The sequence below is a fragment of the Rhodoglobus vestalii genome (genome assembly GCF_006788895.1).
Classification (GTDB): Bacteria; Actinomycetota; Actinomycetes; order Actinomycetales; family Microbacteriaceae; genus Rhodoglobus; species Rhodoglobus vestalii.
Window position 1 is genome coordinate 743,156 of the sequence record NZ_VFRA01000001.1, and the last position, 23,873, is coordinate 767,028.

A 23,873-nucleotide genomic window follows, 5' to 3' on the forward strand; every position below is an offset into this window, starting at 1 on the left:
GCGTGTGGACATAAGCATCGGAATCAATAACAGCCCCCGTGAGATCAACTTCGAGTCGGCCCAGTCGTCGAGCGAGGTTGAGTCGATCATTGCCGAGGCACTGAACTCGGATGCTAAGTACGTGAGCCTGCGCGACGCCAAGGGCAAGCTGTACATCGTTCCGACCACAGCTGTCGCCTATGTCGAGCTTGGTGAAGAAGAATCCCGGCGCGTGGGGTTCGTGGCCTAGCGTGGAACTGCTTTTCGTCACCGTCATTGGTGCCTCAATCGCGGCGATCATCCGTTATCTGCTTCCCGCACGCGGCATGTACGGCAGCGCCCTTCTTCCTGCTATCGGCGCAGCCGTAACGGCAACAGTCTGGGTCGCCCTCGTCTTTGTGGGCCTCACGTTTGACGGCAGCTGGATCTGGGTCGCCAGTCTTCTGGCCGGTATCGGCGCTGCTCTCGCGGCCGCGCTGCTACTTCCGCGTCACCGCGAGGCTGCGGATGCGCGCGCATTCGAGGCACTCTCCCGCAGTTAAGGGGCAAGCCAGTCAGGCGGCAGGACCGTTGGGCGGCAGGACCGTTGGGCAGTAAGGCCGTTAGGCGGTAAGGCCGAGCGCGTCCATCCGACGCGTGTGGGCTGCTATGAGTTCGGTGAATACCGGTTCAACCTGCGCTTCAGTCGAACGCGTGTGATCAGGGAACACCAGTGCTGAGCGGGCCGCCAGCATCATGTCCCCAACGAGACGGCGACCCCACATCGCCAAGCGCGAGTCGAGTCGCGGATTCGCATCAATTGCGGCCTGCAAGTATTCGGCAAGCACTTTCTCTCCCGATTCCCCGGAGAAGATCGCGACCAAGCGGTTATGTGATTCTGAGGGAAGACCGGCGGCAAGTCGGGCATAAAAGTCGTCGAAAAATCCCGCGCTGAGATAGGCGGTGATGAGGGACTCGTACCAGTCGGCGCCGCGCGCGAGACGCTCGAATTCGTCAAACACGTCAGTGTACGGATCCATCACCTCTGCCGGCGATCCGCCCGCTTTCGTGATCTCGGCAACAAGGGCACGATGCTTGCCCAGCGATAACTCGGCAGCTTTGCCAATCGCTGTTTTTGCTGCAGTTGTGGGCGCATTGGTGATTGCCCGTGACAGGTTCTCGAAGATCATGAGTTGCACGTAGGCGGCCCGCCCCAGAAAGCCGAGGATGTCGGGCGCAAACTCTGCGAGGGCCACTTTTTCGGTCGGCGCATCACCGGCACGTGACCGAAGGCGAGGCACCTCGATGCGTCCGGATTTGCGCGAAAACCACTTAACCACGCCGCTAGCTTAGGGCGTGTTGGCACCACCCGACGCAGCAGCAACTCGCCTCGCCGCTCCAATTTGCGGCTTCAGCCCAGTAGCACACGCTAAACTTTGGGCATCCCCCCGAATCTGGAGGGGGTCCGGCGCCCCAGGTCAAAAAGGGCGCATCGCACCTAGACGGGCTTCATACGTGACTTTTTCAGAACTCAATATCGATCAGGACATGGTCGATGCACTTGCAACCAAGGGCATCCTCGAACCGTTCCCGATCCAAACTCAAACCATTCCGATGGGTCTTGCTGGCCAAGACATCATCGGTCAAGCAAAAACCGGCACCGGCAAGACGCTGGGCTTTGGCCTTCCTGTGCTGCAGTCGCTGGGCACCGATCCCGAGCCTGGCGTGAAAGCCCTCATCGTGGTTCCCACTCGCGAGTTGTGCGTTCAGGTGGCCGAAGACCTCGTGCTTGCGGCATCCAATCGCTCAACCAAGATCGCCGCCATTTATGGTGGCAAGGCCTACGAAGGTCAGGTTGAACAAATCAAGGCGGGCGCGCAGGTCATCGTGGGTACGCCGGGCCGGTTGCTTGACCTTGCGAGCCAGCGCATGCTGTCGCTGAAAGACATCAAAGTCATGGTTTTGGATGAGGCAGACAAGATGCTCGACCTCGGCTTCCTTGCCGATATCGAGAAACTGTTTGCGCAGACTCCCCCCACCCGCCACACCATGCTGTTCTCCGCCACGATGCCGGGGCCCATTGTCGCTCTCGCTCGTCGCTTCATGAACAAGCCCATCCACATCCGCGCCACCGACCCCGACGAGGGTCTGACGCAGAAGAACATCAAGCACATCGTTTACCGTGCGCATAACCTTGACAAAGATGAGGTAATCGCCCGCATTTTGCAGGCTGAGGGCCGCGGCAAGACCGTGGTGTTCACGCGAACGAAGCGTGCGGCAGCAAAGCTGGTCGAAGAGCTCAACGATCGCGGTTTCAATGCTGCGGCAGTTCACGGTGACCTCAACCAAGAGCAGCGTGAGCGCGCCATGGCGGCGTTCAAGGCTGGCAAGAAAGACATTCTTATTGCGACGGATGTTGCGGCTCGCGGCATTGATGTCAGCGACGTTACGCACGTGATCAACCACACCATTCCCGACGACCACGACACCTACCTGCACCGCGCTGGCCGTACCGGGCGCGCCGGCAAAACCGGTGTTGCGGTGACATTCGTGGACTGGGCAGACATGCTCAAGTGGACGCACATCAATAAGGCGCTCGACATGGGTATCCCCGAGCCGACCGAAACGTACTCGTCGAGCCCGCACCTGTTTTCGGAACTCGACATTCCCGAGGGAACCAAGGGTCGTCTTCCCGGGTCACACGCACCTGCTGTGCGCGCGGCAGCTCCCGCTAGTGCGGGTGGGCGCGGCGCTTCGGCTGGCGGACGCGGGCGCGACCCGCAGCGCTCCGGCGATTCGTCTTCGCGACCACCACGCGACCGTTCGCGCTCAACGGGCTCTGATTCGGGCGCGAACGGCGACACCGGCTCTGTTTCCCGCGCACGCGCCTCGGATGAGAAGGTTCGTCCAGAAGGTGGCGGAACCCACGATGGCGGAGCGCCCTCGCGTCGCAAGCGCACCCGTCGTCGTCGCGGCGGCAACGACGGGTCACCGAGCGCGCCCCTAAGCGCCTAAGCGAAGGCCAGTGGCGGCGGGTTGGGAAAACTCTCAGTCCGCCTCTGGTCTTATCTGCAGAACAGGCGCACAATTGGAGAAATGTTCCTCAGCGCACGGTAAGCAAGGAGGAGAGCAATGCCGGTGCATCAGAAGAACTATTCGCCAGAGTTCATACCTGTTCTCGCAGCGGGGCGTCACCGATCTGCCCGTAAGGGTGGATGCTTCATGGAATTCGCCTCCTACCTTGCGGGAGAAAAATGGAGCGACCACCCCCCATGTACACACCCAGCGCTGGCCCTTCTGGCCCGTTTGGTCAACGACTGCACCTCTGACGGAGAACGCTCAGAGTTGGCAGAACTGATTCCATCGGTGATCGGCTTGACTAGCTCCGATCCACGCGTGGAACTCTTGATCGCGTTGCGAGTCGCATCGGCAGCGCTGCCGATTGCCAGCGAGGAGCGTCAACGAGCTCTCGCAGTCGGGATCATTGCAACACACTCGCAGCTGGCTAACCTTCGGCCGCTTGCCGATACGAATCTCACGCTCAGAGTCGCTTCAGCTTTGGCTCAAGCGCCGCTTGCCGAACGTTGGGCGCGAAAGTTCGTCGCTGGGAATCCTGCCGACCATCGAGATCGCGCCGTTACGCGAATGACCAATTCAATCATCCGGACTGCTGTGTTGGGCATTGCTCAGGCGTGCTCACCCGGCACCGACGCGTCCATGCGAGCACTGCTTCGTAGCGCGATCGAGGATTGCCGGCTAGTCGTCGACAGCAACCTCACGGATGTGGAGCCCCAGACGTCAGGAATCGCCACACCAACCAGTGCCACCTATCGACTCACAGCCTAGACAGAGTCATCGCCGTGGCAAGCTGGGCAACGATGCGCTCAAGGATAGAACGCGAGGTCGCGACATTCACCCGAATATGGCCCGCGCCCACCGCTCCATAACCGACGCCACCATTAACTCGGATACCCGCCTTCTCTGCAAGCCACCCAGCGAGCTCTGGCTCGTCCGAATACGCCCGCAGGTCAAGCCACACCAAATAGGTTCCCTGCATGGGAGCCATCACTGCCAGCGGAAGCTGCTCGGCAAGAGCCTCGCGCATCGAGGTGATGTTTCCCTCGATGTACTCACGAACCTCGGCAAGCCACTGAGCACCGTGCAGATATGCGGCTGTGTTCATGCGCATACCTGGGGTGCTCGCGCCGTGCGTGGCAAACATGCCAACCTCAGCCCAGCGTGCGCGGTCAGCATCATTGCTCAAGATGAGCTGTGAACACTTGAGCCCGGGCAGATTGAAAGCCTTGGAGGTGCTGGTTGCGGTGATCGCAACCCGTGCTCCGGCATCCGAAACACTCGCCAATGGCACGTGCTTATTGCCGAACAGCACCAGGGGCGCGTGGATCTCATCGCTGAATACTCGCGCTCCATGGGCATCGGCGACATCGGCGAGGGCAGAAAGTTCTTCAGAGGTGTAAACCTTGCCGGTCGGATTTCCGGGGTTGGCCAGTACGAGCAGGTTGGCGCCGGCGGAGAAGTGGGAGGCGATATCGTCGAGGTCGAGCGCGAAACTGGCGTCCTCTCCCCGCAGCATGGGCGACTCAATCACGTCGCGACCCAACACCGTCGGCAGCAGCAGGAAGGGCATGTACGCGGGTGTGGGAACGATCACGGGTGCACCGGGCGCGCTGAACTCGGTGATGGCCAGCTCAAGCCCCTTCAGCACATCGGCGATAGGAGAAACGTCGGCGGGATCGACCGTCCAGCCGTAGTGCTCCCGGTGCCAGGCGGCGGTCGCGGCTCTCAGCTCGAGGCCGACAGACTCCGGTGGATAACCAAAATCGAGCCGTTCGGTGATGGAGGCCCACTCGGCAAGAACGGCGGGAGCGGTGCCGAAGTCCATCTCGGCAACACCGGCGCACAGCAGCTCCCCCTCGGGCGCAGTCCACTTGTTGCTCCCACGACTGCGCAACAGCTCAGGCGTCAGGGCGTTCCACTGTTCGGCATTACTCATGATGATTTCTCCTACTCGGCGGGTGTGCCGTTGGCAATGAATGCTTGTGAGCCGGTACCCCGCGCAATCATTTTTTCGAGCACTTCTGGTTCGGTCGTGTTCTCGCCGAGCCGGTTGGGTTTGCCCATTCCGTGGTAGTCGCTGGCTCCGGTGGCTTCCAGCCCGTATTTGGCACACAGGCCGAGCAAAAATTCGCGCCCCTCTGGCGAGTTGTCGCGGTGGTTTACTTCAAGACCAAAAAGGCCCGCGTCAGCTAACGACTTGATCACTGAGCCGGTGAGTTGACGATACTTTCCGTGGGCTGCTGGATGCGCGAGCACGGGCACTCCACCGGCGGCAATGATCATCTTCACTCCCTCAAGCGGGCTCGGGGCGTAGTACTTCTCGTAGTAGCCACCCTGCCAGTGCAGGATGCTCTCAAACGCCGCGCTGCGATTGGCGACGTGTCCTTTGCGCACGAGTGCGTCGGCGATGTGGGGGCGCCCGAGGGTGGTTCCATCCGACGATTCGGCGAGCACGTCATCCCAGCTGAGGTCGTAGTCCAGCGAAATTTTTTCGACTATGCGCTCAGCACGTCGAAGTCGACCGTCCCGAATGCGGGCAGTTTCGGTGACAATCGTGCGATCGAGGGGGTCGAAGAGGTAGGCAAGAACGTGCACGCTTGCTGGCCCATAGTTGGTGCTCAACTCCATCCCCGGAATCACACTGACCCCCGCTGTGGCGGCGGCAGTGATCGCTTCTTGCCACCCCGCGGTGGAGTCGTGGTCGGTGAGCGCAATCGTGCCTAGCCCTGCATTTGCGGCGGACCGAACCAGCTGGGTGGGCGTTTCGGTGCCGTCGGACACCACACTATGAGTGTGCAGGTCGATCGGTGTGTTGCGCATTATGCAAGCCTATTGCTCTAGGCTCAGGGCGCTATGTTTCGACGCATCCTCGCAGCGACCTTTATTGTCGCCATCGCCGCCGCCCTCCTTGTTGCGGCTTGGCCACAGCTATTTTCTCTTGAGCAGGCTGCGGGAGTCGCCCAGGTCGTGTCTCTGCGTGGGCTAGCCGCCGCCGCCGCCTTTGTCGCAGTGGTGGGGCTCACACTGATTTCGCTCCTGTCGGTCAGCCTCAGACGCTTCGCGGCATCCCTCGCCATCGTTGCTCTCGCGTTCAGCGCCCTGACTCTGGCGGTGCTGTCAACGCGCGGCTTCGGAAGCCCCGGTTTCGAGACAAAAGCGGAGGGTGATGTCACGGTGCTCTCCTGGAACACGCTTGGCGATGCTCCCGGTGCTGCAACGATCGCCGAACTTGCACTACTGAATGACGCGGATGTCGTGGCTCTGCCCGAAACTACCCGCGAGTTGGGGTTTGAGATTGCCCAGCTCATGGCAGATTCTGGGCGGCCGATGTGGGTGCACACGGTGGCGTACGATCAGGTCTCGAAGGCGCGGTCGACGACAATTCTGATTTCCACCGATCTGGGCGAGTACACCGTTGATGAGTCGGCTCGCACAACAATGACGCTGCCGAGCCTTGTTGCCGTTCCTCAGAACGGCGAGGGCCCCACTCTTGTTGCCGTTCATGCTGTTGCGCCAATTCAGGGGGAGATGACCAACTGGCGCAGTGACCTTGAGTGGCTCGCCGAGCAGTGCAGAACGAGCAACACTATTCTCGCTGGTGACTTCAACTCCACTCTCGATCACTATGCCACGCTCGCGGACGGCGGCGATTTTGCTCTCGGGAGTTGTGTCGACGCCGCCTCAGCAACCGACAATGCGGCGGTCGGCACGTGGCCAACACAATTGCCATCACTGCTGGGTGCCCCCATCGATCACATCATGGCATCCGCCGATTGGACGGTCACGGGGATGCGCGTCATCGAGTCGCACGACGGTGACGGCAGCGACCACCGGCCCATTGTGGCCACCCTCACGCCAACGCAATAGTGCCTTTTTGCCTCGCAAGGGTGACACTAGAGGTATGGCAGATTCATCGACCCCCCGCCCCCGCGCGACTTCTAATCGTTCGACGACTCCCCAATCGTCAAGCTTCACTGACTACATCTCGTCGGGATGGGCAGAGCGCTCCGAAGTCGACGTAGTTGCTCGCGATCAGGCGGCGTTTGCGGCTGACCGGCGCAACCGTCTCTCGCAACGTTTCCCCGGCAAGCGTCTTATCGTTCCGGCCGGCGCCGCAAAGGTGCGCTCCAACGACACCGATTATCCCTTCCGCACCCACTCCACGTTCGCCCACCTCACCGGCTGGGGTTCGGATGCGGTCGCCGGCAGTGTGCTCGTGATGGAACCCACCGATGCTGGCCACACCGCCACCCTCTACTTTCGCCCCGCTGCCGGCCGCGACACCAACGAGTTTTACGCCAATTCGGATGTCGGCGAATTTTGGACAGGACCGCGCCCATCGCTCAGTAATGTCGCCACCGATCTCGGCCTCGCGACGCTTCCGCTTGCTCAGTTCGAGGCAGTGCTCGACCTCGTCGACTCCAGCGCCCTGATCGTTCGCGATGCTGACCGCGACATGACCGACCAGGTCGATGGTCGCCGCCTTCTGATGGCCGATTCCGAAGCTCTCGAACACGACGGTGACGATGACCTCAGCCGTGACCTAAGCGAGCTGCGTCTCGTCAAGGACTCCTATGAGGTCGGAGAAATGCGCGCCGCGGTGAACGCTACCCAGCAGGGCTTCAACGACATCATTGCTGACCTGCCGAACATTGTTGCGCACGCCCGCGGGGAACGACTTGTGGAAGGCACTTTCAACCGTCGGGCCCGCGCCGAGGGCAACACGGTCGGCTATGACACGATCGCGGCTTCTGGTCCGCATGCCTGCGTGCTGCACTGGACTCGCAACGATGGACCCGTCACGCCGGGCGACCTCATTTTGATTGACGCCGGTATCGAGCTAGACAGCTACTACACGGCTGACATCACTCGCACCCTTCCTATCCGCGGCAGCTTCACCGAGATTCAGCGTCGGGTGTACGACGCGGTTCTGGAAGCGGCAGATGCCGCCTTTGCCATCGTGCGCCCCGGAATCAAGTTCCGTGACATTCATGCCGAGGCGATGCGCGTGATCGCTGAGAAGACCGCCGAGTGGGGGCTGCTGCCGGTCTCTGCCGAAGAGTCGCTGCTTCCTGACAACCAGTATCACCGTCGCTATATGGTGCACGGTACGAGCCATCACCTCGGCATCGACGTCCACGACTGTGCTGCGGCACGGCGCGAGATGTACCTCGACGGGGTGCTTGAGCCCGGAATGGTATTTACGATCGAACCCGGTCTCTACTTTCAGCCGGATGACCTCACCGTTCCCGAAGAGTACCGCGGTATCGGTGTGCGCATCGAAGACGACATTCTGGTCACCCAAGATGGTGCCGAAAACTTGTCGGTCAACATCCCGCGCACCGCGGATGCCGTGGAAGCGTGGATGGCACGCTCTTAGCGGGGTGAGTCTCCCGCACTATTGCTGGCCAAAACGCTCTGCGCTTGAATGATGCGATCGGGCGAGATGATGATCTCGTAGCGGTCAGCGATGAGTTGGGATGTCGCGGCAAAGTCACGACGCTTACGCATGATTGAGTAGTTGATCACGCCGAAGATCATTCCGATGCCCGCACCGGTAAGAATCGCCGCAAAGAAGATGCCCACCTGCTGGGGGCTGATCGGCGCAATGATGGTTGTGATTAGCCCGAAGAAGAGCCCGAGCCACGCTCCGGTGGTTGCACCTGCCAGGGCTGCGCGGCCGTAGCTGAGACGGGCGGTCACCATTTCGACCGTGGTGAGGTCGCGGCCGACAATGGCGATGCCTTTGACGTCAAACTCAGCTTTGGCTAGACGGTTGATGACGCTCTGGGCGTCAGCATGGCTGTTGTAGCTGCCGAGAACGTCTCCGCGGGGCATACTCGTCTGAGCGGCGGCACGGCGGGAAAATCCACTGAAGTTACTCATCGGTTCATTCTCCCATGCAGGGGTAGGGTTTTAGGTGTGAGCACATCAAGAGTATTCGCAGCCCGGTTGGTGGGCTGCTCGGTCTTCGACCCTAACGGCGACCGTGTCGGCAAGGTGCGCGATGTGCTTGTCGTTGAGCGCGCAGATGACAGTCCCCGCGTGATCGGAATGATTGCCGAAGTTCCGGGCAAGCGTCATGTTTTTCTTTCCATCGGGCGCGTCACGAGTATCGGTTCTGGCCAGATCATCACCACAGGGCTGTTAAACCTGCGCCGCTTTGAGCAGCGCGGTGGAGAGATTCGTGTGATGGCGGAGTTGTTGGGCCGCAAAGTTGCCCTTGCTGACGGGTCCGGCGAAGCCCAAATTGAAGACGTGGCTATTGAAGAGGTCGATATTGGCGAGTGGGAGATCAGCCAACTCTTCCTCCGCCGCCCCAAAACCACCGGGTCGCCGCTGTTCGGCAAGGGACCAACCGACTTCGCGGCATGGAATGAGATTAAACAGAATGTCCGCACCGGTGAGGCACAGTCGGCCACCCAACTGGCGGCAAGTTTTTCGGACCTGCTGCCCTCCGACCTTGCCAACGCCATGCTCGAGTTGCCCGAGCAGCGCATGATGGAAGTTGCTGAGGAACTCTCCGACGATCGCCTCGCCGATGTTCTTGAAGAAATGCCTGAAAAGGAGCAGGTTGACCTGCTCAACAAACTCGACGACAACCGCGCCGCCGACGTGCTCGACCAGATGCAACCGGATGACGCGGCCGACCTCATCGCCCACCTCAGCGATGAGCGCGGCGAAACTCTGCTTGATCTCATGGAGCCCGAAGAAGCCGAAGACGTTCGCTTTCTCCTCAGCTACGACTCCGACACCGCCGGTGGTCTGATGACGACCGAACCGATCATTGTGTCTGCCGACGCGACGGTCGCAGAGGGTCTCGCCCTCATCCGTCGTCACGAACTCGCACCGGCACTCGGCGCCGCAATCTGTGTCACGCTTCCTCCCTACGAACCGCCCACCGGTCGACTGCTCGGCATGGTGCACTTTCAGCGGATGCTGCGCTACCCACCCAACGAACGCTTGGGTGCTCTGATCGATCAGTCTCTTGAACCGGTGCGCTCGTCAACGACGGCCGCAGAAGTTTCGCGCATCCTTGCCAGCTACGACCTCGTTTCTGTGCCCGTGGTCGATGACAACCACCGACTACTCGGGGTGGTGACCATTGACGACGTGCTTGATCATCTGCTTCCCGACGACTGGCGAAGTACCACCGACGAGTCGGCGAGTTTCGACGACACCTCTACGAGACCGCTCACCATCGTTCAGCAGAAAGCAATTCGCGCAGGGAGGTCACCCCGTGGCATCAGCTAAAAGATCAGCACGATCACAGCGAAACGAGTTGCGGCTCGACACTCCCAAGGGTCTTCGCAGCGGTTTCGGCATGTTTCAGCGCCGCGATCGCATGGGCCGCTACTCAGAAGCGTTCGCTCGAGGCATGGGGACCCCGTGGTTTCTGGTCGGACTATCCGCCTTTGTTGGGGTGTGGTTGATTTACAACACCAGCGCACCGTTCGACGCCCAGTTTGACCCACGTGCCACCAACTTCACGTTGCTGACCCTAATTCTGTCACTGCAGGCGTCCTACGCAGCTCCCATGATCCTGCTCGCCCAAAACCGTCAAGATGACCGAGACCGCGTTCAGATCGAACAGGACCGCCAGCGCGCCGAGCGTAACCTCAATGACACCGAATATCTGGCCCGCGAGGTGGTTGCGTTGCGTTTGGCGATGACCGATCTGGCCAGCAAAGACTTTATTCGCGCCGAGCTTCGTGCCCTGCTCGAAGAGCTGGAAAAAGATGACCAGGCTGACGACGAGAACGTGGCGTCTTCGTGACCGCTGACAGCGCCATCGAGGCGGCGGTTCGGAGGTCGCTTTCCTCCGTGATCGACCCCGAGATTCGTCGACCGGTGACGGAGCTCGACATGATCTCTGAGGTCTCGGTTGATGATGCCGGTGCGGCATCCGTCGGTCTCACTTTGACGATTGTGGGATGCCCGGCCGCGACAACGATCGAACGCGATGTGCGTGAGGCTACCGCCCGTGTGCCCGGCATCACAGCGGTGACGGTAGACGTGTCGATCATGTCTCGCGCCCAGCGCGATGCTCTCACCGAGAAGCTGCGCAAAGGGCGCCCAAAGACGATGCAGTTTGGGCCCGACTCGTTGACCCAAATTGTGGCCGTGACCAGTGGCAAGGGTGGTGTGGGTAAGTCGACGCTCACCGCAAACCTTGCTGTTTCTCTCGCTCAGAGCGGTTTGCGGGTCGGCGTCATTGATGCCGATGTATTCGGTTTTTCGATCCCGGGGTTGCTGGGTCTTCACGGCACTAAGCCAACCCAGGTGGGCGAGATGATTTTGCCCCCCATTGCCTACGACGTGAAGGTGATCTCGATCGGCATGTTCGTCGAGGAGAACACGGCCGTGTCATGGCGTGGGCCCATGCTGCACCGCACGATTCAGCAGTTCCTTACTGACGTATTCTTTGGTGACCTCGATGTGTTGCTACTCGACCTTCCGCCCGGCACGGGTGACGTAGCGATTTCGCTTGGCCAGTTGCTGCCGCACTCCGACGTCGTGGTCGTCACAACGCCGCAGTCGGCGGCCGCCGACGTTGCTGAGCGCAGCGGACTCGTTGCCCGCCAAACCGGTCAGCGGGTTATTGGTGTCATCGAGAATATGGCGGGGCTCCCCCAGGCCGATGGCAGTGTGCTGGAACTTTTTGGTTCCGGTGGCGGGGTGGATGCCGCAGCTAAACTCTCAACTCCAGAGGAGCCGGTCTCGGTGTTGGCGTCGATCCCGCTCAGTATTGCCCTGCGCGAGGGTGGCGATGTCGGGGTACCCGTGGTGATTGCGGCTCCAGCGGATCCGGCGGCTCAAGCAATCCATGCCCTGGCGGTGACTCTTCGGTCGCACAAGCGCAGCGTTGCTGGCCGCAAGTTGGGGTTGAGCACCAACTAGCGTGCCCCGGTTAACGCAAAAACACCACAGCACGAGTGTGCTGCGGTGTTGCGTGTACCGACGGGCGGTGGCTACGTCATTTGGTTGTAGCGGCGGGTGGGGATGCGACGGTATCCGTCGGTTGCTACGGCGCGCAGGGTTGCGGCAATGCCGTATGCGGACAGGGCCCCAATGATGACGAGTTCGATGTTCATGTCTATATTCCATCGTAATTGATCTGTTAGAACAAGATGATCTTTCTTAGCTGACTATGTAGAATAACTACATGGAAATACGGCGGCTCGAGCTACTGCGTGAACTGGCTGATCGCGGCAGCATCACCGCGGTCGCGAAAGCCACCATGCGCACGCCATCAGCAGTTTCGCAACAGCTCAAGATCCTCGAACGTGAGGCTGGCATCCCCCTCACTGAGCGGGTCGGTCGAGGAATCGCCCTCACCTCCGCCGGGCGTGCCCTCGCCCAGACCGCGGCAGACGTAGCAACCGCAATTGAGAAGGCAGAAGCGCTCTGGAATGACTTTCGTGAGTCACCCCGAGGTGAGGTGACGATGACCATATTTCCCACGGGTGGGGAGATGCTGCTGCCCGGACTCTTTCACGCTGTCAACCATTTGCCCGGGCTCATCCTCTCCTGCAACGATCAGGATTCCATCCTTGAGAATGTTGCCAACCTCACCGCCGACTACGACGTCGTTGTGTCCGACTCCCCGCACGTACTCCCGTCGTGGACCGAACGCGGGCTGGCTGTTGTTCCCCTCATGCGGGAGTCACTGGATGTCGCCCTACCCGAAGATCATCCCCTTGGCCGCAAGCCGGCGCTCACTCCCGCAGATCTCATCGATGAAACTTGGATCGGGGTACCCTCGGGACTCCCCTTCGATCGGATCCTTCGACGCATCGAAGCAGCCAACGGTGCACCAGCCAAGATCGCGCAGCGGCTCACAGACAACAGCATTGTCGAGGCGGTGGTCGCCGCCGGCCACGGCATTGCGATTTTGCCACGCTTCACTACCCGAGACCGCGAGAACGGTCTGGTTACGCGACCCCTCAAGGGCGTACCCTCTTCGCGGCTTATTTCCGCGCTGCTGCGCCCCGACCGCGCCGAACGTCCGTCAGTGCGCGCGGTGGTGAAAGCGCTCGTTGATGAGGCCAAACGTTTCGAGCTCGAACGCACGGCCTAGCAGAACGGTGTGCAAGCGGTTTAAGGCGTGGGTTCGACTAGCCGCGCGATGAGTTCAGTCAGCAGCCTCTCGGTCAGCGATGCCGGCAGCGCACCGATGAGAGCGAGCAGCGGCGCCATCCGTGCTGGCAGGCCCTCGCTGGCTTTCTCAAGGCCCATCATGGTCAGAATCGCTGCAGCCTCCTGAGCGCTCAACGGAGGAGCATCCGGGGCCAACAGCGCAGCACCAACCTCGGACGGCAACGCGGCGAGCACAACCTCTGCCGACACTGCGGGCGTTCCGCGAACTTCGTCAGCGGCCAAGCGCAGGGCCGCACTCAGCTCGTCGAGCACACTCTCCGTCACCGGGGTAATAGTGAGGTGGGTCGTCGCGGGAAGTACGGTGCCATCACTCTGAGCCAAACTCGGCTGCAGTTGCAAAAGAAAACCATGCGCGCGCACCTGATCAGCCCAGTGGTGCGCGTCAACCCGACGATCAGCCGGCACCGCCTCATCGGAGGCCACCGCAACGAGCGGACCCACCGGGTCACCAACAACACGCAAGCCCTCAATCTCGGCGATGACATCACGCACCGCCCGTGTCGACCGGGCACACGACTGCGCAAGCTCGGCTAGCCCTCTAGTGCCGAGCGCCTGAATGATCGCCCACGCCGCCGCCAATGGGCCCGCAGATTTCGAGCCCAGAATTGTCGGATTCACGACCGGATAGCCCGGCCACTCGGTCGTGGCAAAAAATTGAGCACGCTGGCGGTCACGACCACGCTGCAACAGCACCGAGACCCCCTTAGGTGCATAACCAAACTTGTGCAGGTCGGCGCTGATGCTCGTCACACCGAGCACCGCGAAGTTCCACGGCGCGACACCATCCCAGAACGGCAATACCCAGCCGCCAATACACGCATCGACATGGCAGGCGATGGACTGCTTGGCCGCAGCGGCAGCAACCTCGGCCACCGGGTCCATCGCCGCGTGCGGATAGCTGGGGGCAGACACCACCACCAGTGCAACATCATCACCGAAGCGCGCAATCAGATCACTCGCGACAACGATCCCGTCAGCACCCACCGGCACCAGGTCAAGTTGGAGCCCAAAGTAGTGGGCAGCCTTATGGAACGCCGCATGCACCGTCACCGGTGCGAGCAACCGCGGGGTGCCGGAACGGGCCGCGGAACCGACACCGCGCCACACGTCGCGCGCCGTCTTGACGGCCAGCAAACAACTTTCGGTGCCGCCGGTGGTTACGGTGCCCACAACATCCGAATCGCCACCGAGTAGGTCGCGCGCAAACTCGACCACTTCACGCTCCATGACAGCAACCGAGGTAAACGTCGTGGGGTCGAGACCATTCACCGGCTGCACCGCACGAATGGCGCTGGCAGCTAACTCGTCGAGCTCGGCAAGCCCAGAGTCGTACACATACGACAGCACTCGTCCACCATGAGTGGGAGCATCCGCAAGTCGCAGTTGCGCGAGACGTTCCAAGATGTCGGTGGGGTCGTGTTCGAAATTCACTTGCTCTCCTCAGTGCTGTGTGGTGCGTGACCGCCAACAGGGTCGGTGTCGGCGTGCGCGGTGTCGGCGTGCTCGATGTCATGTCGGCGAAGTGGATAGCGTGCGAACGTGAGCAGCGAGCCCCCGATAATCACCGCCGGCACAACGCTGAAGCTGATGATGATGCCCGCGATCGCCGAATCGGGCTGGGTTACCTCTTGATTGGCCACCGATTCGAGGTAGCCGGATGCCGCAAGCACGATAGTCAGCACAGTAGCGCCGAGCGCCATGCCGGTGGTTTCACCCGCCGTCCACACTCCCCCGAAGGTGCCCGCTGACGCTTTCCGGTGGCGACGGGCGTCGTGTGAGATCACGTCGGGAAGCATCGACATGGGGAGGGCCTGCATTCCGGCGTAGCCGGCCCCGGCGAGCGCCACGGGAGCGTAAATCCATTCGCCGGGCCACCACAGTTGCAGCACGATCGACAGGGCGGCAATGCCGAAGAGGGATGAGGCCCACACGAATGCGCGTTCTTTGCCGATGCGGCGGGAGATCGCGGCCCAGACGGGTGCGAAAATCAGTGCGGGGCCGATGAGCGAGACGAAGAGAATTGCGACGCCGGCACCGAGCACCCAGGTGGCAACGTATTGGGCTCCGGCAAGCATCACGCCGGTGGCAAGTCCCTGCAGCAGGAAAGTCAGTAGTAGTGCTCGGAATGGCTGGCTGCGATTGAGCGCGGCAACTCCCACCCGATAGGTGTCAACGAGGGAGACACTGGGTGCCGTGGTCGCAGAGCCGGTCGGTGCAGAGAAAGACGAGATGATGAGCGAGACGCCGATGAGGGCGGCAGCCGAGACGGCCATCACGAGGTAGCCGAGCCGTTCATCCGCAAAGGCATCACGAATTTCGGGTGCACCAGCCCCAAACAGCAGGATCGCAATGGTCAGCACAACAACGCGGGTGGCGAGCAATCGTGTGCGCTGGTCGTAGCTGCTCGTCAGCTCGGCAGGCAGGGCAATGTAGGGAACCTGAAACAGGCTGAATGCGGTCGCCGCAGCGACAAACGCCACAAACACCCAAATTCCCGAAGCGACCGGGCCAATTCCGGCGGGCACAGCAAAGGTCAGCGCAAAGAGCACCGGTAGCACCACGGCACCCAGCAGCATCATCCGCCGCCGTGTGCCGCGGTGGGCAAGGCTGCGGTCACTTCTGGCGCCGATTACCGGATCGATCAGAACGTCCCACACCTTAGCGAGCGTCACCAGAATTCCTGCCGCGAGCGCCGCAATTCCCAGGGTGTCGGTGAGGTAGTAGACCAGCACGAGGCCGGGCAGGGCAGCGAAACCTCCCGTGCCCAGCGAGCCAATGGCGTAAGTGGCGATAGTGGGTCGGGTCAGAGCTCTCGATCCTGCGGTCGTCATCTTTGTGAGCCTAGCGCTACCCACAGCAGAAATTGTGACGCCCGGTCGTAGTGTTAACGTATGTCACCTCTCACCGCCGCCACACTGATCGGGGCTCGACGCCGGGACGCACTCGTCGCACAGTTGAGCTGCACTACCGCCACGACTGCCACCGTCATCGCCCCCTTCACTGGGCAGCCACTGCACGAGCTGCCGCAGAGCTCTGTCGGCGATGTTGAGGAGGCGGCAGAATCTGCCCGGCTGGCGCAGCCTGCTTGGCGAGCTGCGGGCTTCGCTCATCGGCGCGCGGTGCTGCTGCGCGCCCACGATCTGCTGCTTGAGCGCCGAGAAGAGCTACTCGATCTGTTGCAAACCGAATCGGGCAAAAGCCGGGGCCACGCCTTCGAAGAGATCTTTCAAGCCGCATCCGTCACTCGCTACTACGCCGTATCCGCCCAGCGGGTTCTTGCCACTAAACGACGGCGCGCAGGTATTCCGCTGGTGTTGTCGACCCGGGTGAGTTACAGCCCCAAAAAACTCATCGGGGTCGTCACCCCGTGGAACTACCCCATCGCGCTCGGCGCCATGGATATTGTGCCGGCGCTCGCCGCGGGCTCGGCCGTCATCCAAAAAATTGACAATCAGGGGGCCCTCGCGATGCTTGCCACCCGCGAGGCCTACATTGACGCCGGCGTTCCGGCAGAGCTGTGGCCTATCGTCGCGGGCCCCGGCAACGAAGTGGGCAATGCTGTCGTCGACAGCTGTGACTACGTCTGCTTCACCGGCTCGACGCCCACCGGTACCAGCGTCGGCAAACGTGCCGCCGGCCGCCTCATCGGAGCTTCCCTCGAACTCGGCGGCAAGAACCCGCTCCTCGTTCTTGCTGACGCTAACCCGGCCACGGCTGCAGCGGATGCCGTCCACGCCTGCTTCGCCTCGATGGGCCAGTTGTGTGTCTCCATCGAACGCATCTACGTGCACGAGTCCATCGCCGAAGACTTCACCCGTGAGTTCGCCGCCCGAGTCGCCGACCTCACCCAGACCGCGGCCCTCGACTACTCCGGCGATGTCGGATCGCTGACGTCTGCCGCCCAACTGCAGCGGGTTCAAGCGCACGTCGACGACGCTCTAGCCAAGGGTGCGACACTGCTCGCAGGCGGTGCGGCTCGGCCCGAGATTGGACCCTACTTCTTTGCCCCCACCGTGCTCCACGGCGTCACCGAAGAGATGCAGTGCTTCGCCAATGAAACCTTCGGGCCCGTTGTCGCCATCACGGCGGTCGCGAGCGACACCGAAGCGATTGACCGCGCTAACAATACCGAATTCGGGTTGAACGCATCCATCTTCAGTGGGTCTGTTGCGCGCGCTCGTCGCCTTGCCGATCTATTGGATGCCGGGAGCGTGAATATCAACGAGGGGTACCGTGGCAGCCTCTCCAGCGTCGATGCCCCCATGGGCGGCATGAAGAGTTCGGGTCTCGGCCGTCGTAGTGGTCCCGAGGGAATCTTGCGGTTCGTGCAGTCGCGCACCATTTCACAGTCGAATGGGATTATTCAGTTGCCGCGCACTGGCACACAGTTCGCCGCTATGGCTGGGCTCATGATCACGCTTCTGGGTGTGCTGAAGGTGCTTCGCCGACGCTAACCCAAGCGAAGGCTAGGTTGCTTCGCTGTCGAACGGCGCTTTCTCGCCGTCCGCGAACTGACGCTGGCGCTCAGTAAGAGCTGCCTGCCGTTCTGCATAGGCCGCAGATCGAGGCGGGCGCACAGTAACCGGCGGCGACTCATCTTCCGTCAGTGCGTCACGGATTATGCGGCGCGGGTCATACTGACGGGGATCGAGCTGTTTCCAGTCGATTTCGTCAAAGTCGGGGCCCATCTCTTCACGCATGCGGTTTTTCGCCCCGTTAGCCATGTCGCGCAGTGAGCGCACGAGGCGCGCCAGCTGGGACGCGTAATACGGCAAGCGGTCGGGGCCCAGCAAAAAGACAGCGAGGATCCCAATGATCAGCAGCTTGTCAAATGTGAGACCGAAGGACACCCGTTTAGCTTACCGGCGGCATCGGCTGCTGCGTCTACAGTTGTCTCAGCGATGGGAGAAATGTGTCTGACAAGCAGCTGAGCTGGAAGTACGCCGAGGAGTTCGTTACCGAACGCCCAGAAATTGCTGCGGCACGCGTGCATGCGAGTGAACTCGGCATCGAGGCTGTCTCCCCCGCGGTTGGCGCGCAACTCGCGTTGTTAGCCGCAGCAACCAGCGCCAAGAGCATCATCGAGGTGGGTACCGGCGTGGGCATTAGTGGGCTCTGGATGCTCTCCGGAAGTCCCACGGCGCTGCTCACGACAATCGACTCCGAGCTTGACCACCAGCACGTCGCGCGCACTGTATTCGCCAATGCGAACATTGCCGCAAACCGCGTTCGCCAAATCGGAGGCAAGGCTTCCGAAGTGCTGCCCCGCATGAACGAGTCAAGCTACGACCTAGTGTTTATCGATGCCGACCCCCATTCGGTGATCGAATATGTCGAACATGGGCTGCGCCTTGTGCGGCCCGGCGGCGTCGTTGCCGTGGCACACGCGCTCTGGCGCGATCGCGTTGCTGACCCCACCCAACGCGATGCGACAGTCTCCAACTTCCGATCACTCCTGAGGGAGATTTCGCAGTCTGAGGCAGTGATCAGTTCCCTCATTCCGGTCGGTGACGGGTTGCTTCAGCTGACCAAGCTCAGCGACTAGCTCCCACTGGCCCCGCCAGCTCCCACCAGCCTGAACTAGCTCCCACTCAGGGTCGGTACGTAATATGGAGCCAATGACGGTGAACGACATGGATGGCTGGGTGCACGTACGTGGCGCCCGGGAAAACAATCTTCAAAACATTGACCTCGATATTCCTCGCGACCAATTGGTTGTCTTCACGGGTGTCTCCGGTTCAGGAAAGTCGTCTCTCGCATTTGGCACACTGTATGCCGAAGCACAACGGCGTTACTTTGAATCAGTTGCGCCCTACGCGCGTCGCCTCCTCAACCAGGTTGGTGCACCCGATGTTGGCGAAATTAGCGGCCTCCCCCCGGCGGTAGCTCTGCAGCAGCGCCGCGGAGCGCCAAGCTCGCGATCGACCGTTGGCACGATTACGACCCTGTCAAACCTGCTGCGGATGCTGTACTCCCGCGCGGGCACATATCCGTTCGGTGTCGATCACCTCTCCGCTGAAGCCTTCTCCCCCAACACCGCGGCGGGAGCGTGCCCTCGTTGCCATGGTCTCGGAGTCGTGCACGATGTCACGGAAGACCTGCTCGTGCCTGACCCGTCACTGAGCATCCGTGATGGGGCAATTGCGGCATGGCCGGGCGCGTGGCAGGGCGCAAACCTGCGCAGCATTGTGAGCGGTCTCGACATTGACATCGAGAAGCCGTGGAACACGTTGAGTCGCACCGACCGCGAGTGGTTGCTGTACACCGACGAACAACCCTCTGTCCTGGTTAAGCCGGAACGGGATCGAATAGATAACGGCTACTACGGCAAGTTTTGGAGCGCGCGCAAGCACATCATGAACGTGCTCTCGCAGTCTCAGAGCCAGCGGATGCGCGACCGCGCGTTGCGCTTTGTGCAGAGCATGCAGTGCCCTGACTGTCTCGGCAGCGGCCTCCAGCCGAGCGCCGGTGCCGTGACCTTCGCCGGGCTCACCATTGCGCAAATGAACGCGGTGCCCTTGGCCGATATTGCCACCCGGTTGCGGCACGGAATCGATGCGTCGCCGAACAGCGGCGAGAGCGCACCGGCCGAAACCACCGAAGTTGCCCGCCGAATTACCCACGACGTGATCGCGAGGGTTGACGTTCTTCTTGACTTGGGACTTGGCTACCTAAGCCTTGGCAGAAACTCCACCACCCTCTCCCCCGGCGAATCACAACGGTTGCGGATCGCCACCCAACTGCGCTCGGGTCTCTTCGGAGTCATCTACGTTCTGGATGAACCCTCGGCAGGCCTGCACCCCGCGGATGCTCAACCGCTGCTCGACGTTCTCGACCGATTGAAAGCTTCGGGCAACTCACTCTTTGTCGTCGAACACGATCTCGACGTCATCCGTCGCGCCGATTGGGTGATCGATATTGGTCCCGGTGCCGGTGAGGGTGGGGGCCAGCTCGTATACTCGGGCCCCGTGGATGGCCTTGCCGCGGTCGAAGAATCGGTGACCGGCCGCTATCTGTTTCCGCGCGCTGCACCGTCTGCGCGCGAGGTTCGCACGCCCGACTCCTGGCTTCGATTAGCCGAGGCATCCCTCCACAATCTTCGGAATGTCACCGTCGATTTTCCGCTCGGCGTGATGACCGCAGTTACGGGTGTTTCTGGATCGGGGAAATCGACTCTTGTCACCCAAGTTCTCGCTCAGATAGTGCGCCGGCACCTCGGCGCAACTCCGGATGACCCAGAAGCTGCAGAGCGACAGGTCGATATCGGCGATGTTTCGGGAGTCGACGCGTTCGATCGCCTCGTTCTCGTCGATCAACGCCCGATCGGGCGGACGCCCCGCTCAAACCTCGCCACCTACACCGGGATGTTTGATGTTGTTCGCAAACTGTTTGCCGCGACCGACGAGTCGAAAGCTCGTGACTACACGGCGAGTCGCTTCTCCTTCAACGTCGCGGGCGGGCGCTGCGAGACATGTCAGGGTGAAGGTTTCGTGTCTGTCGAACTGCTCTTCCTGCCCGGTACCTATGCACCGTGCCACACCTGTCATGGCGCTCGGTACAACACCGAGACCCTCGAAGTGACTTATCACGACCGGTCGATCGCAGAAGTCTTGGCAATGACCGTCGACACCGCAGCAGGGTTCTTTGCCGATGTTCCCTCGGCCACTCGCAGTCTCACGGCACTTCGCGACGTCGGGCTTGGCTATCTTCGACTTGGCCAGCCCGCAACAGAGCTCAGTGGCGGCGAAGCCCAGCGCATCAAGCTGGCAACCGAACTGCAACGCGCCCAGCGCGGTCACGCGCTCTACCTGCTCGACGAGCCGACCTCAGGGCTCCACCCCGCAGACATCCGCCTTTTACTCAATCAGCTGCAACAACTTGTTGACGCCGGCAACACCGTGATCGTAGTAGAACACGATCACGCCACGATCACGGCATGCGATTGGGTCATCGACCTAGGCCCGGGCGGAGGCGATGCTGGGGGTCAGGTTGTCGCTTCAGGAACTCCCGACTCCGTGGCCCAGGGGCCGGGCGCAACAGCCGAGCACCTCGCCAAGTGGAAAGCCAGAAACCAGCCCGCTTAAACGGCGGCTACAACACCTGCAAGAGCATCATGGAGTTCTTTGGCCTCGTCGTCGTTAACAGAAACAACGAGACGACCGCCACCTTCAAGGGGCACGCGAACAATGATGAGACGACCCTCTTTGACAGCCTCCATCGGCCCGTCACCGGTTCTCGGTTTCATGGCTGCCATAGCTAGTCCCCTTTCATTGGTACTTACTCCCATTATCCCGCATAACAGGTGGATACCGAAACCCAACAGAAGCATCTCTGGATAACTCTTCAGTTTATGGCGGAGACCAGTCATAGTTATCCACCCACCACCCAATGTGAATCCAGCCCCACTGACCCGCGATGCAGGCGAGCACAAGCAGAATTCGGTAGCGGGGAGACTTAGGCTGGGCAAGTATGCCCGCGAGCGGAAACATCGGCATCAGGAGCCGGAAAGTGCTCGACTGCGGAAAAAATACCGCCAGAATATAGAGCGCGTAACTCACCAACCACAAGCGCAGGTCGACACCCAACCGCCGCGCAGGCCGGGTGAGAAGAAATCCGAAGAAGCCAAGAACCCCGGCAACGATCAGCACCGAAAGCAGCCACTGCGGAACATTCCACCAAGCGGCCCAAAAACCGGCAGCTTGAAACCACGCCGCAAATGGCACCAGTTCGACATGGCCGATGTAGGGCGCACGCCAGGCCAACTCAGTGTCGGTGTAGGCGCTGAGCGACCCCGTTACCGCCGCCGCAATCAACAACCACGCAAACCCCATGACCACGCTAAACACCGTCGCTGAGACTGCCGCAACCGCCTCTCGACGGGGAAACCCATCACGACCGCGAACCCACCAGCGGTAGACAACGTGTAAGCCGAGCGCGAGCGCGAAGGCAAGCCCGCTCGGCCTGGTGAGTGACATCACCGCGATGACGGGAAACAGCATCCAGTAGTGACGCTTCATCAGCCAGTAGAGGGCAAGCATGAGCAGAAACAGCGACATTGATTCGGCGTAGGCGACCTGCAGAATGGCCGAGAGGGGGGCGAAACAAAAAATCACCACTGAGAACAGAGCAGTGCGTGCCGGGAGCACATGATTCATCATCCGGTAAAACACTAGTGCCGCTGCAAGCGCAAACCCCAGCGAGACAATGACGGCCACGACAGCGAAATCGAGTGTCGTCACCGTCATAAAGAAGCGCACGATGGCCGGATAGACGGGCATGAATGCCCACGCATTCTCGGCAACATAACCCGCATCATCCCGAGGCAACTCGGTCGGATACCCAGTGAGCGCAATGATGTAGTACCAGTGGCCGTCCCAGATTTTCGCGAACGAGAAGTAGTCCGGCCGCGGTCCCGTCCAGCTATTGGCCGGCTGAATGGATGCGTACGCCAACAGAATGGATGTCGTGACGACCCGGGAGGCGGCGAAGATCGCGATGACCGCAACCCACCATCGTTCGGGGGCAAGCACCGCCGTTGTTGCCCGGCGCACCGCGGAGGCTAGCGAGCGGTCAGCCACGCCCTCAGCCCCTGCTCGCAGGCCACAATCTCACGCGTGGCCACCCGTTCATCATCAGCGTGGGCGCGCAGCGGGTTTCCGGGCCCATAGTTGACGGCCGGCACACCAAGTTCGGAGAAACGGGCAACGTCTGTCCAGCCATACTTGGGCGCGGGGGTACCACCGACAGCCATAATGAATTCTTGGGCGATCGCTGAATCCAGCCCGGGGCGCGCTCCCCCGGCGAGGTCGGTAACCTCAAAATCGAAGCCAACAAAAATCTCGCTCAGGTGCGCAATTGCCTGCTCGGGACTGCGGTCGGGGGCGAAGCGAAAATTGACCGTGACGATCGCAGCATCAGGAATCACGTTGCCGGCAACCCCACCCGAGATTCCGACAGCATTGAGCCCCTCGCGATATACCAGACCATCCACTTCGTGCTGCTCTGGCTCGTAGGCCGCCAAAATTGCCAGCACCGGCGCTGCTGCGTGGATCGCGTTCTCGCCCATCCAGGCGCGTGCGGAGTGTGCCCGCAGCCCCGTCAACCGAATATCGATGCGTGCAGTGCCGTTACAGCCTCCCTCGATACTGGAGTTGGATGGCTCACCGATGATGGCAAAGTCACCAATCATGAGATCTGGTCGATTGCGGGCCAGCCTGCCAAGACCGTTGAGCTCAGCCTCAACCTCCTCATGGTCATAGAAAATCCAGGTCACGTCGATCATCGGATCGGTCAGTTCCGCGGCCAACTTCAGCGCGATGGCGACCGCACCTTTCATATCAACCGTTCCGCGACCCATCAGGTGTTCTTCACCATCAAAAATTTCGGTGGTCGTGGGCAAATTTTGGTTCACCGGCACCGTATCGAGGTGGCCGGCAATCACAACACGCTGAGGCTTCCCGCCACTGGTGCGGGCGACGACGGCATCGGCGTCACGGATCACCTCAAGATGTCCGAATGCGCGAAGAGCAGTCTCGACGGCATCCGCAATTCGACGCTCATTGCCAGAAACCGACTCGATATCGCACAACTGGCGGGTGAGGTCGGGGCTGGAGGCACCCAAATCGAGCACGGGAACGGTGGGGTCGGTCACAGGCATGCACCCAGTGTAGATAATC

Annotated in this window: 24 protein-coding genes; 13 read left to right on the top strand and 11 right to left on the bottom strand. The window is 61.3% G+C overall.

Going from position 1 to position 23,873, the window contains the following annotated elements:
* The first annotated feature begins 4 nt into the window (after positions 1–4).
* Positions 5–229 carry a DUF3107 domain-containing protein gene (locus FB472_RS03535; protein ID WP_021810021.1) on the top strand — a complete coding sequence of 75 codons (225 nt, stop codon included), beginning with the start codon at positions 5–7 and terminating at the stop codon, positions 227–229.
* A 1-nt stretch (position 230) separates the two neighbouring features.
* Positions 231–521, top strand: coding sequence for a hypothetical protein (locus tag FB472_RS03540; protein ID WP_021810020.1), 291 nt, complete (start codon positions 231–233; stop codon positions 519–521).
* Positions 522–581: 60 nt separating this feature from the next.
* On the opposite strand, the gene FB472_RS03545 is transcribed toward FB472_RS03540, so the two are convergent.
* Positions 582–1,298 carry a ferritin-like fold-containing protein gene (locus FB472_RS03545; RefSeq protein WP_141989680.1) on the bottom strand — a complete coding sequence of 239 codons (717 nt, stop codon included), beginning with the start codon at positions 1,296–1,298 and terminating at the stop codon, positions 582–584.
* Between the two features lie 175 nt (positions 1,299–1,473).
* On the opposite strand from FB472_RS03545, the gene FB472_RS03550 reads away from it, so the two are divergent.
* Positions 1,474–2,973, top strand: a complete 1,500-nt coding sequence (locus FB472_RS03550; RefSeq protein ID WP_141989681.1) for a DEAD/DEAH box helicase — start codon at positions 1,474–1,476, stop codon at positions 2,971–2,973.
* Between the two features lie 381 nt (positions 2,974–3,354).
* Positions 3,355–3,804 carry a hypothetical protein gene (locus FB472_RS03555; RefSeq protein ID WP_246078062.1) on the top strand — a complete coding sequence of 150 codons (450 nt, stop codon included), beginning with the start codon at positions 3,355–3,357 and terminating at the stop codon, positions 3,802–3,804.
* On the opposite strand, the gene FB472_RS03560 is transcribed toward FB472_RS03555, so the two are convergent.
* Positions 3,794–4,972 carry a MalY/PatB family protein gene (locus tag FB472_RS03560; RefSeq protein WP_141989682.1) on the bottom strand — a complete coding sequence of 393 codons (1,179 nt, stop codon included), beginning with the start codon at positions 4,970–4,972 and terminating at the stop codon, positions 3,794–3,796. The two genes, FB472_RS03555 and FB472_RS03560, sit on opposite strands and share 11 nt — an antisense overlap.
* An 11-nt stretch (positions 4,973–4,983) precedes the next feature.
* Positions 4,984–5,856 carry a PHP domain-containing protein gene (locus tag FB472_RS03565; protein WP_141989683.1) on the bottom strand — a complete coding sequence of 291 codons (873 nt, stop codon included), beginning with the start codon at positions 5,854–5,856 and terminating at the stop codon, positions 4,984–4,986.
* A gap of 33 nt (positions 5,857–5,889) precedes the next feature.
* On the opposite strand from FB472_RS03565, the gene FB472_RS03570 reads away from it, so the two are divergent.
* Both FB472_RS03570 and FB472_RS03575 read left to right on the top strand, forming a co-directional pair.
* Complete coding sequence (locus tag FB472_RS03570; RefSeq protein WP_141989684.1) at positions 5,890–6,903, top strand: endonuclease/exonuclease/phosphatase family protein; 1,014 nt, start codon at positions 5,890–5,892, stop codon at positions 6,901–6,903.
* Between the two features lie 34 nt (positions 6,904–6,937).
* Positions 6,938–8,416, top strand: a complete 1,479-nt coding sequence (locus FB472_RS03575; RefSeq protein ID WP_141989685.1) for an aminopeptidase P family protein — start codon at positions 6,938–6,940, stop codon at positions 8,414–8,416.
* On the opposite strand, the gene FB472_RS03580 is transcribed toward FB472_RS03575, so the two are convergent.
* A complete protein-coding gene (locus FB472_RS03580) occupies positions 8,413–8,922 on the bottom strand; it encodes a YflT domain-containing protein (protein WP_215730375.1) in 510 nt (169 codons plus the stop codon). The genes FB472_RS03575 and FB472_RS03580 overlap by 4 nt on opposite strands.
* Positions 8,923–8,958: 36 nt before the next feature.
* On the opposite strand from FB472_RS03580, the gene FB472_RS03585 reads away from it, so the two are divergent.
* The 3 genes from FB472_RS03585 to FB472_RS03595 are packed head-to-tail and all read left to right on the top strand — an operon-like array spanning position 8,959 to position 11,937.
* A complete protein-coding gene (locus FB472_RS03585; protein WP_141989686.1) occupies positions 8,959–10,290 on the top strand; it encodes a magnesium transporter MgtE N-terminal domain-containing protein in 1,332 nt (443 codons plus the stop codon).
* The gene (locus FB472_RS03590; RefSeq protein ID WP_141989687.1) at positions 10,277–10,813 is read left to right on the top strand and encodes a DUF1003 domain-containing protein; all 537 of its coding nucleotides are present in this window, start codon (positions 10,277–10,279) and stop codon (positions 10,811–10,813) included. Before FB472_RS03585 ends, FB472_RS03590 begins: the two co-directional genes overlap by 14 nt.
* The gene (locus FB472_RS03595; RefSeq protein WP_141989688.1) at positions 10,810–11,937 is read left to right on the top strand and encodes a P-loop NTPase; all 1,128 of its coding nucleotides are present in this window, start codon (positions 10,810–10,812) and stop codon (positions 11,935–11,937) included. The genes FB472_RS03590 and FB472_RS03595 overlap by 4 nt, the downstream gene beginning before the upstream one ends.
* 71 nt (positions 11,938–12,008) lie before the next feature.
* Here the strand turns inward: FB472_RS03595 and FB472_RS14470 are convergent, their stop codons facing one another.
* Complete coding sequence (locus FB472_RS14470; protein WP_281283076.1) at positions 12,009–12,131, bottom strand: hypothetical protein; 123 nt, start codon at positions 12,129–12,131, stop codon at positions 12,009–12,011.
* Positions 12,132–12,202: 71 nt separating this feature from the next.
* On the opposite strand from FB472_RS14470, the gene FB472_RS03600 reads away from it, so the two are divergent.
* On the top strand, positions 12,203–13,117 hold the full coding sequence (locus FB472_RS03600) for a LysR family transcriptional regulator (protein ID WP_021810000.1): 915 nt from the start codon (positions 12,203–12,205) through the stop codon (positions 13,115–13,117).
* 20 nt (positions 13,118–13,137) lie between these two features.
* On the opposite strand, the gene FB472_RS03605 is transcribed toward FB472_RS03600, so the two are convergent.
* Both FB472_RS03605 and FB472_RS03610 read right to left on the bottom strand, forming a co-directional pair.
* Positions 13,138–14,628, bottom strand: coding sequence for a pyridoxal phosphate-dependent decarboxylase family protein (locus FB472_RS03605; protein ID WP_141989689.1), 1,491 nt, complete (start codon positions 14,626–14,628; stop codon positions 13,138–13,140).
* Positions 14,625–16,028, bottom strand: a complete 1,404-nt coding sequence (locus tag FB472_RS03610) for an MFS transporter (RefSeq protein WP_141989690.1) — start codon at positions 16,026–16,028, stop codon at positions 14,625–14,627. The genes FB472_RS03605 and FB472_RS03610 overlap by 4 nt, the downstream gene beginning before the upstream one ends.
* Before the next feature lie 60 nt (positions 16,029–16,088).
* Here FB472_RS03610 and FB472_RS03615 point away from each other — a divergent pair, with 60 nt between their 5' ends.
* Positions 16,089–17,651, top strand: coding sequence for a succinic semialdehyde dehydrogenase (locus FB472_RS03615; RefSeq protein WP_141989691.1), 1,563 nt, complete (start codon positions 16,089–16,091; stop codon positions 17,649–17,651).
* Between the two features lie 12 nt (positions 17,652–17,663).
* Here the strand turns inward: FB472_RS03615 and FB472_RS03620 are convergent, their stop codons facing one another.
* Entirely contained in the window at positions 17,664–18,047 is a 384-nt protein-coding gene (locus tag FB472_RS03620) for a twin-arginine translocase TatA/TatE family subunit (RefSeq protein ID WP_141989692.1), read from the bottom strand.
* Between the two features lie 62 nt (positions 18,048–18,109).
* Between FB472_RS03620 and FB472_RS03625 the strand changes: the two genes are divergently transcribed.
* The gene (locus tag FB472_RS03625) at positions 18,110–18,742 is read left to right on the top strand and encodes an O-methyltransferase (protein ID WP_141989693.1); all 633 of its coding nucleotides are present in this window, start codon (positions 18,110–18,112) and stop codon (positions 18,740–18,742) included.
* Positions 18,743–18,815: 73 nt separating this feature from the next.
* Positions 18,816–21,281 carry an excinuclease ABC subunit UvrA gene (gene uvrA, locus FB472_RS03630; RefSeq protein WP_141989694.1) on the top strand — a complete coding sequence of 822 codons (2,466 nt, stop codon included), beginning with the start codon at positions 18,816–18,818 and terminating at the stop codon, positions 21,279–21,281.
* On the opposite strand, the gene FB472_RS03635 is transcribed toward uvrA, so the two are convergent.
* The 3 genes from FB472_RS03635 to dapE all read right to left on the bottom strand — a co-directional run bounded on the left by FB472_RS03635 (position 21,278) and on the right by dapE (position 23,854).
* On the bottom strand, positions 21,278–21,451 hold the full coding sequence (locus FB472_RS03635; protein ID WP_010206141.1) for a DUF3117 domain-containing protein: 174 nt from the start codon (positions 21,449–21,451) through the stop codon (positions 21,278–21,280). The genes uvrA and FB472_RS03635 overlap by 4 nt on opposite strands.
* A gap of 94 nt (positions 21,452–21,545) precedes the next feature.
* Positions 21,546–22,775, bottom strand: coding sequence for a mannosyltransferase family protein (locus tag FB472_RS03640; protein ID WP_141989695.1), 1,230 nt, complete (start codon positions 22,773–22,775; stop codon positions 21,546–21,548).
* Complete coding sequence (dapE, locus tag FB472_RS03645) at positions 22,757–23,854, bottom strand: succinyl-diaminopimelate desuccinylase (protein ID WP_141989696.1); 1,098 nt, start codon at positions 23,852–23,854, stop codon at positions 22,757–22,759. The genes FB472_RS03640 and dapE overlap by 19 nt, the downstream gene beginning before the upstream one ends.
* Positions 23,855–23,873: the final 19 nt, after the last annotated feature.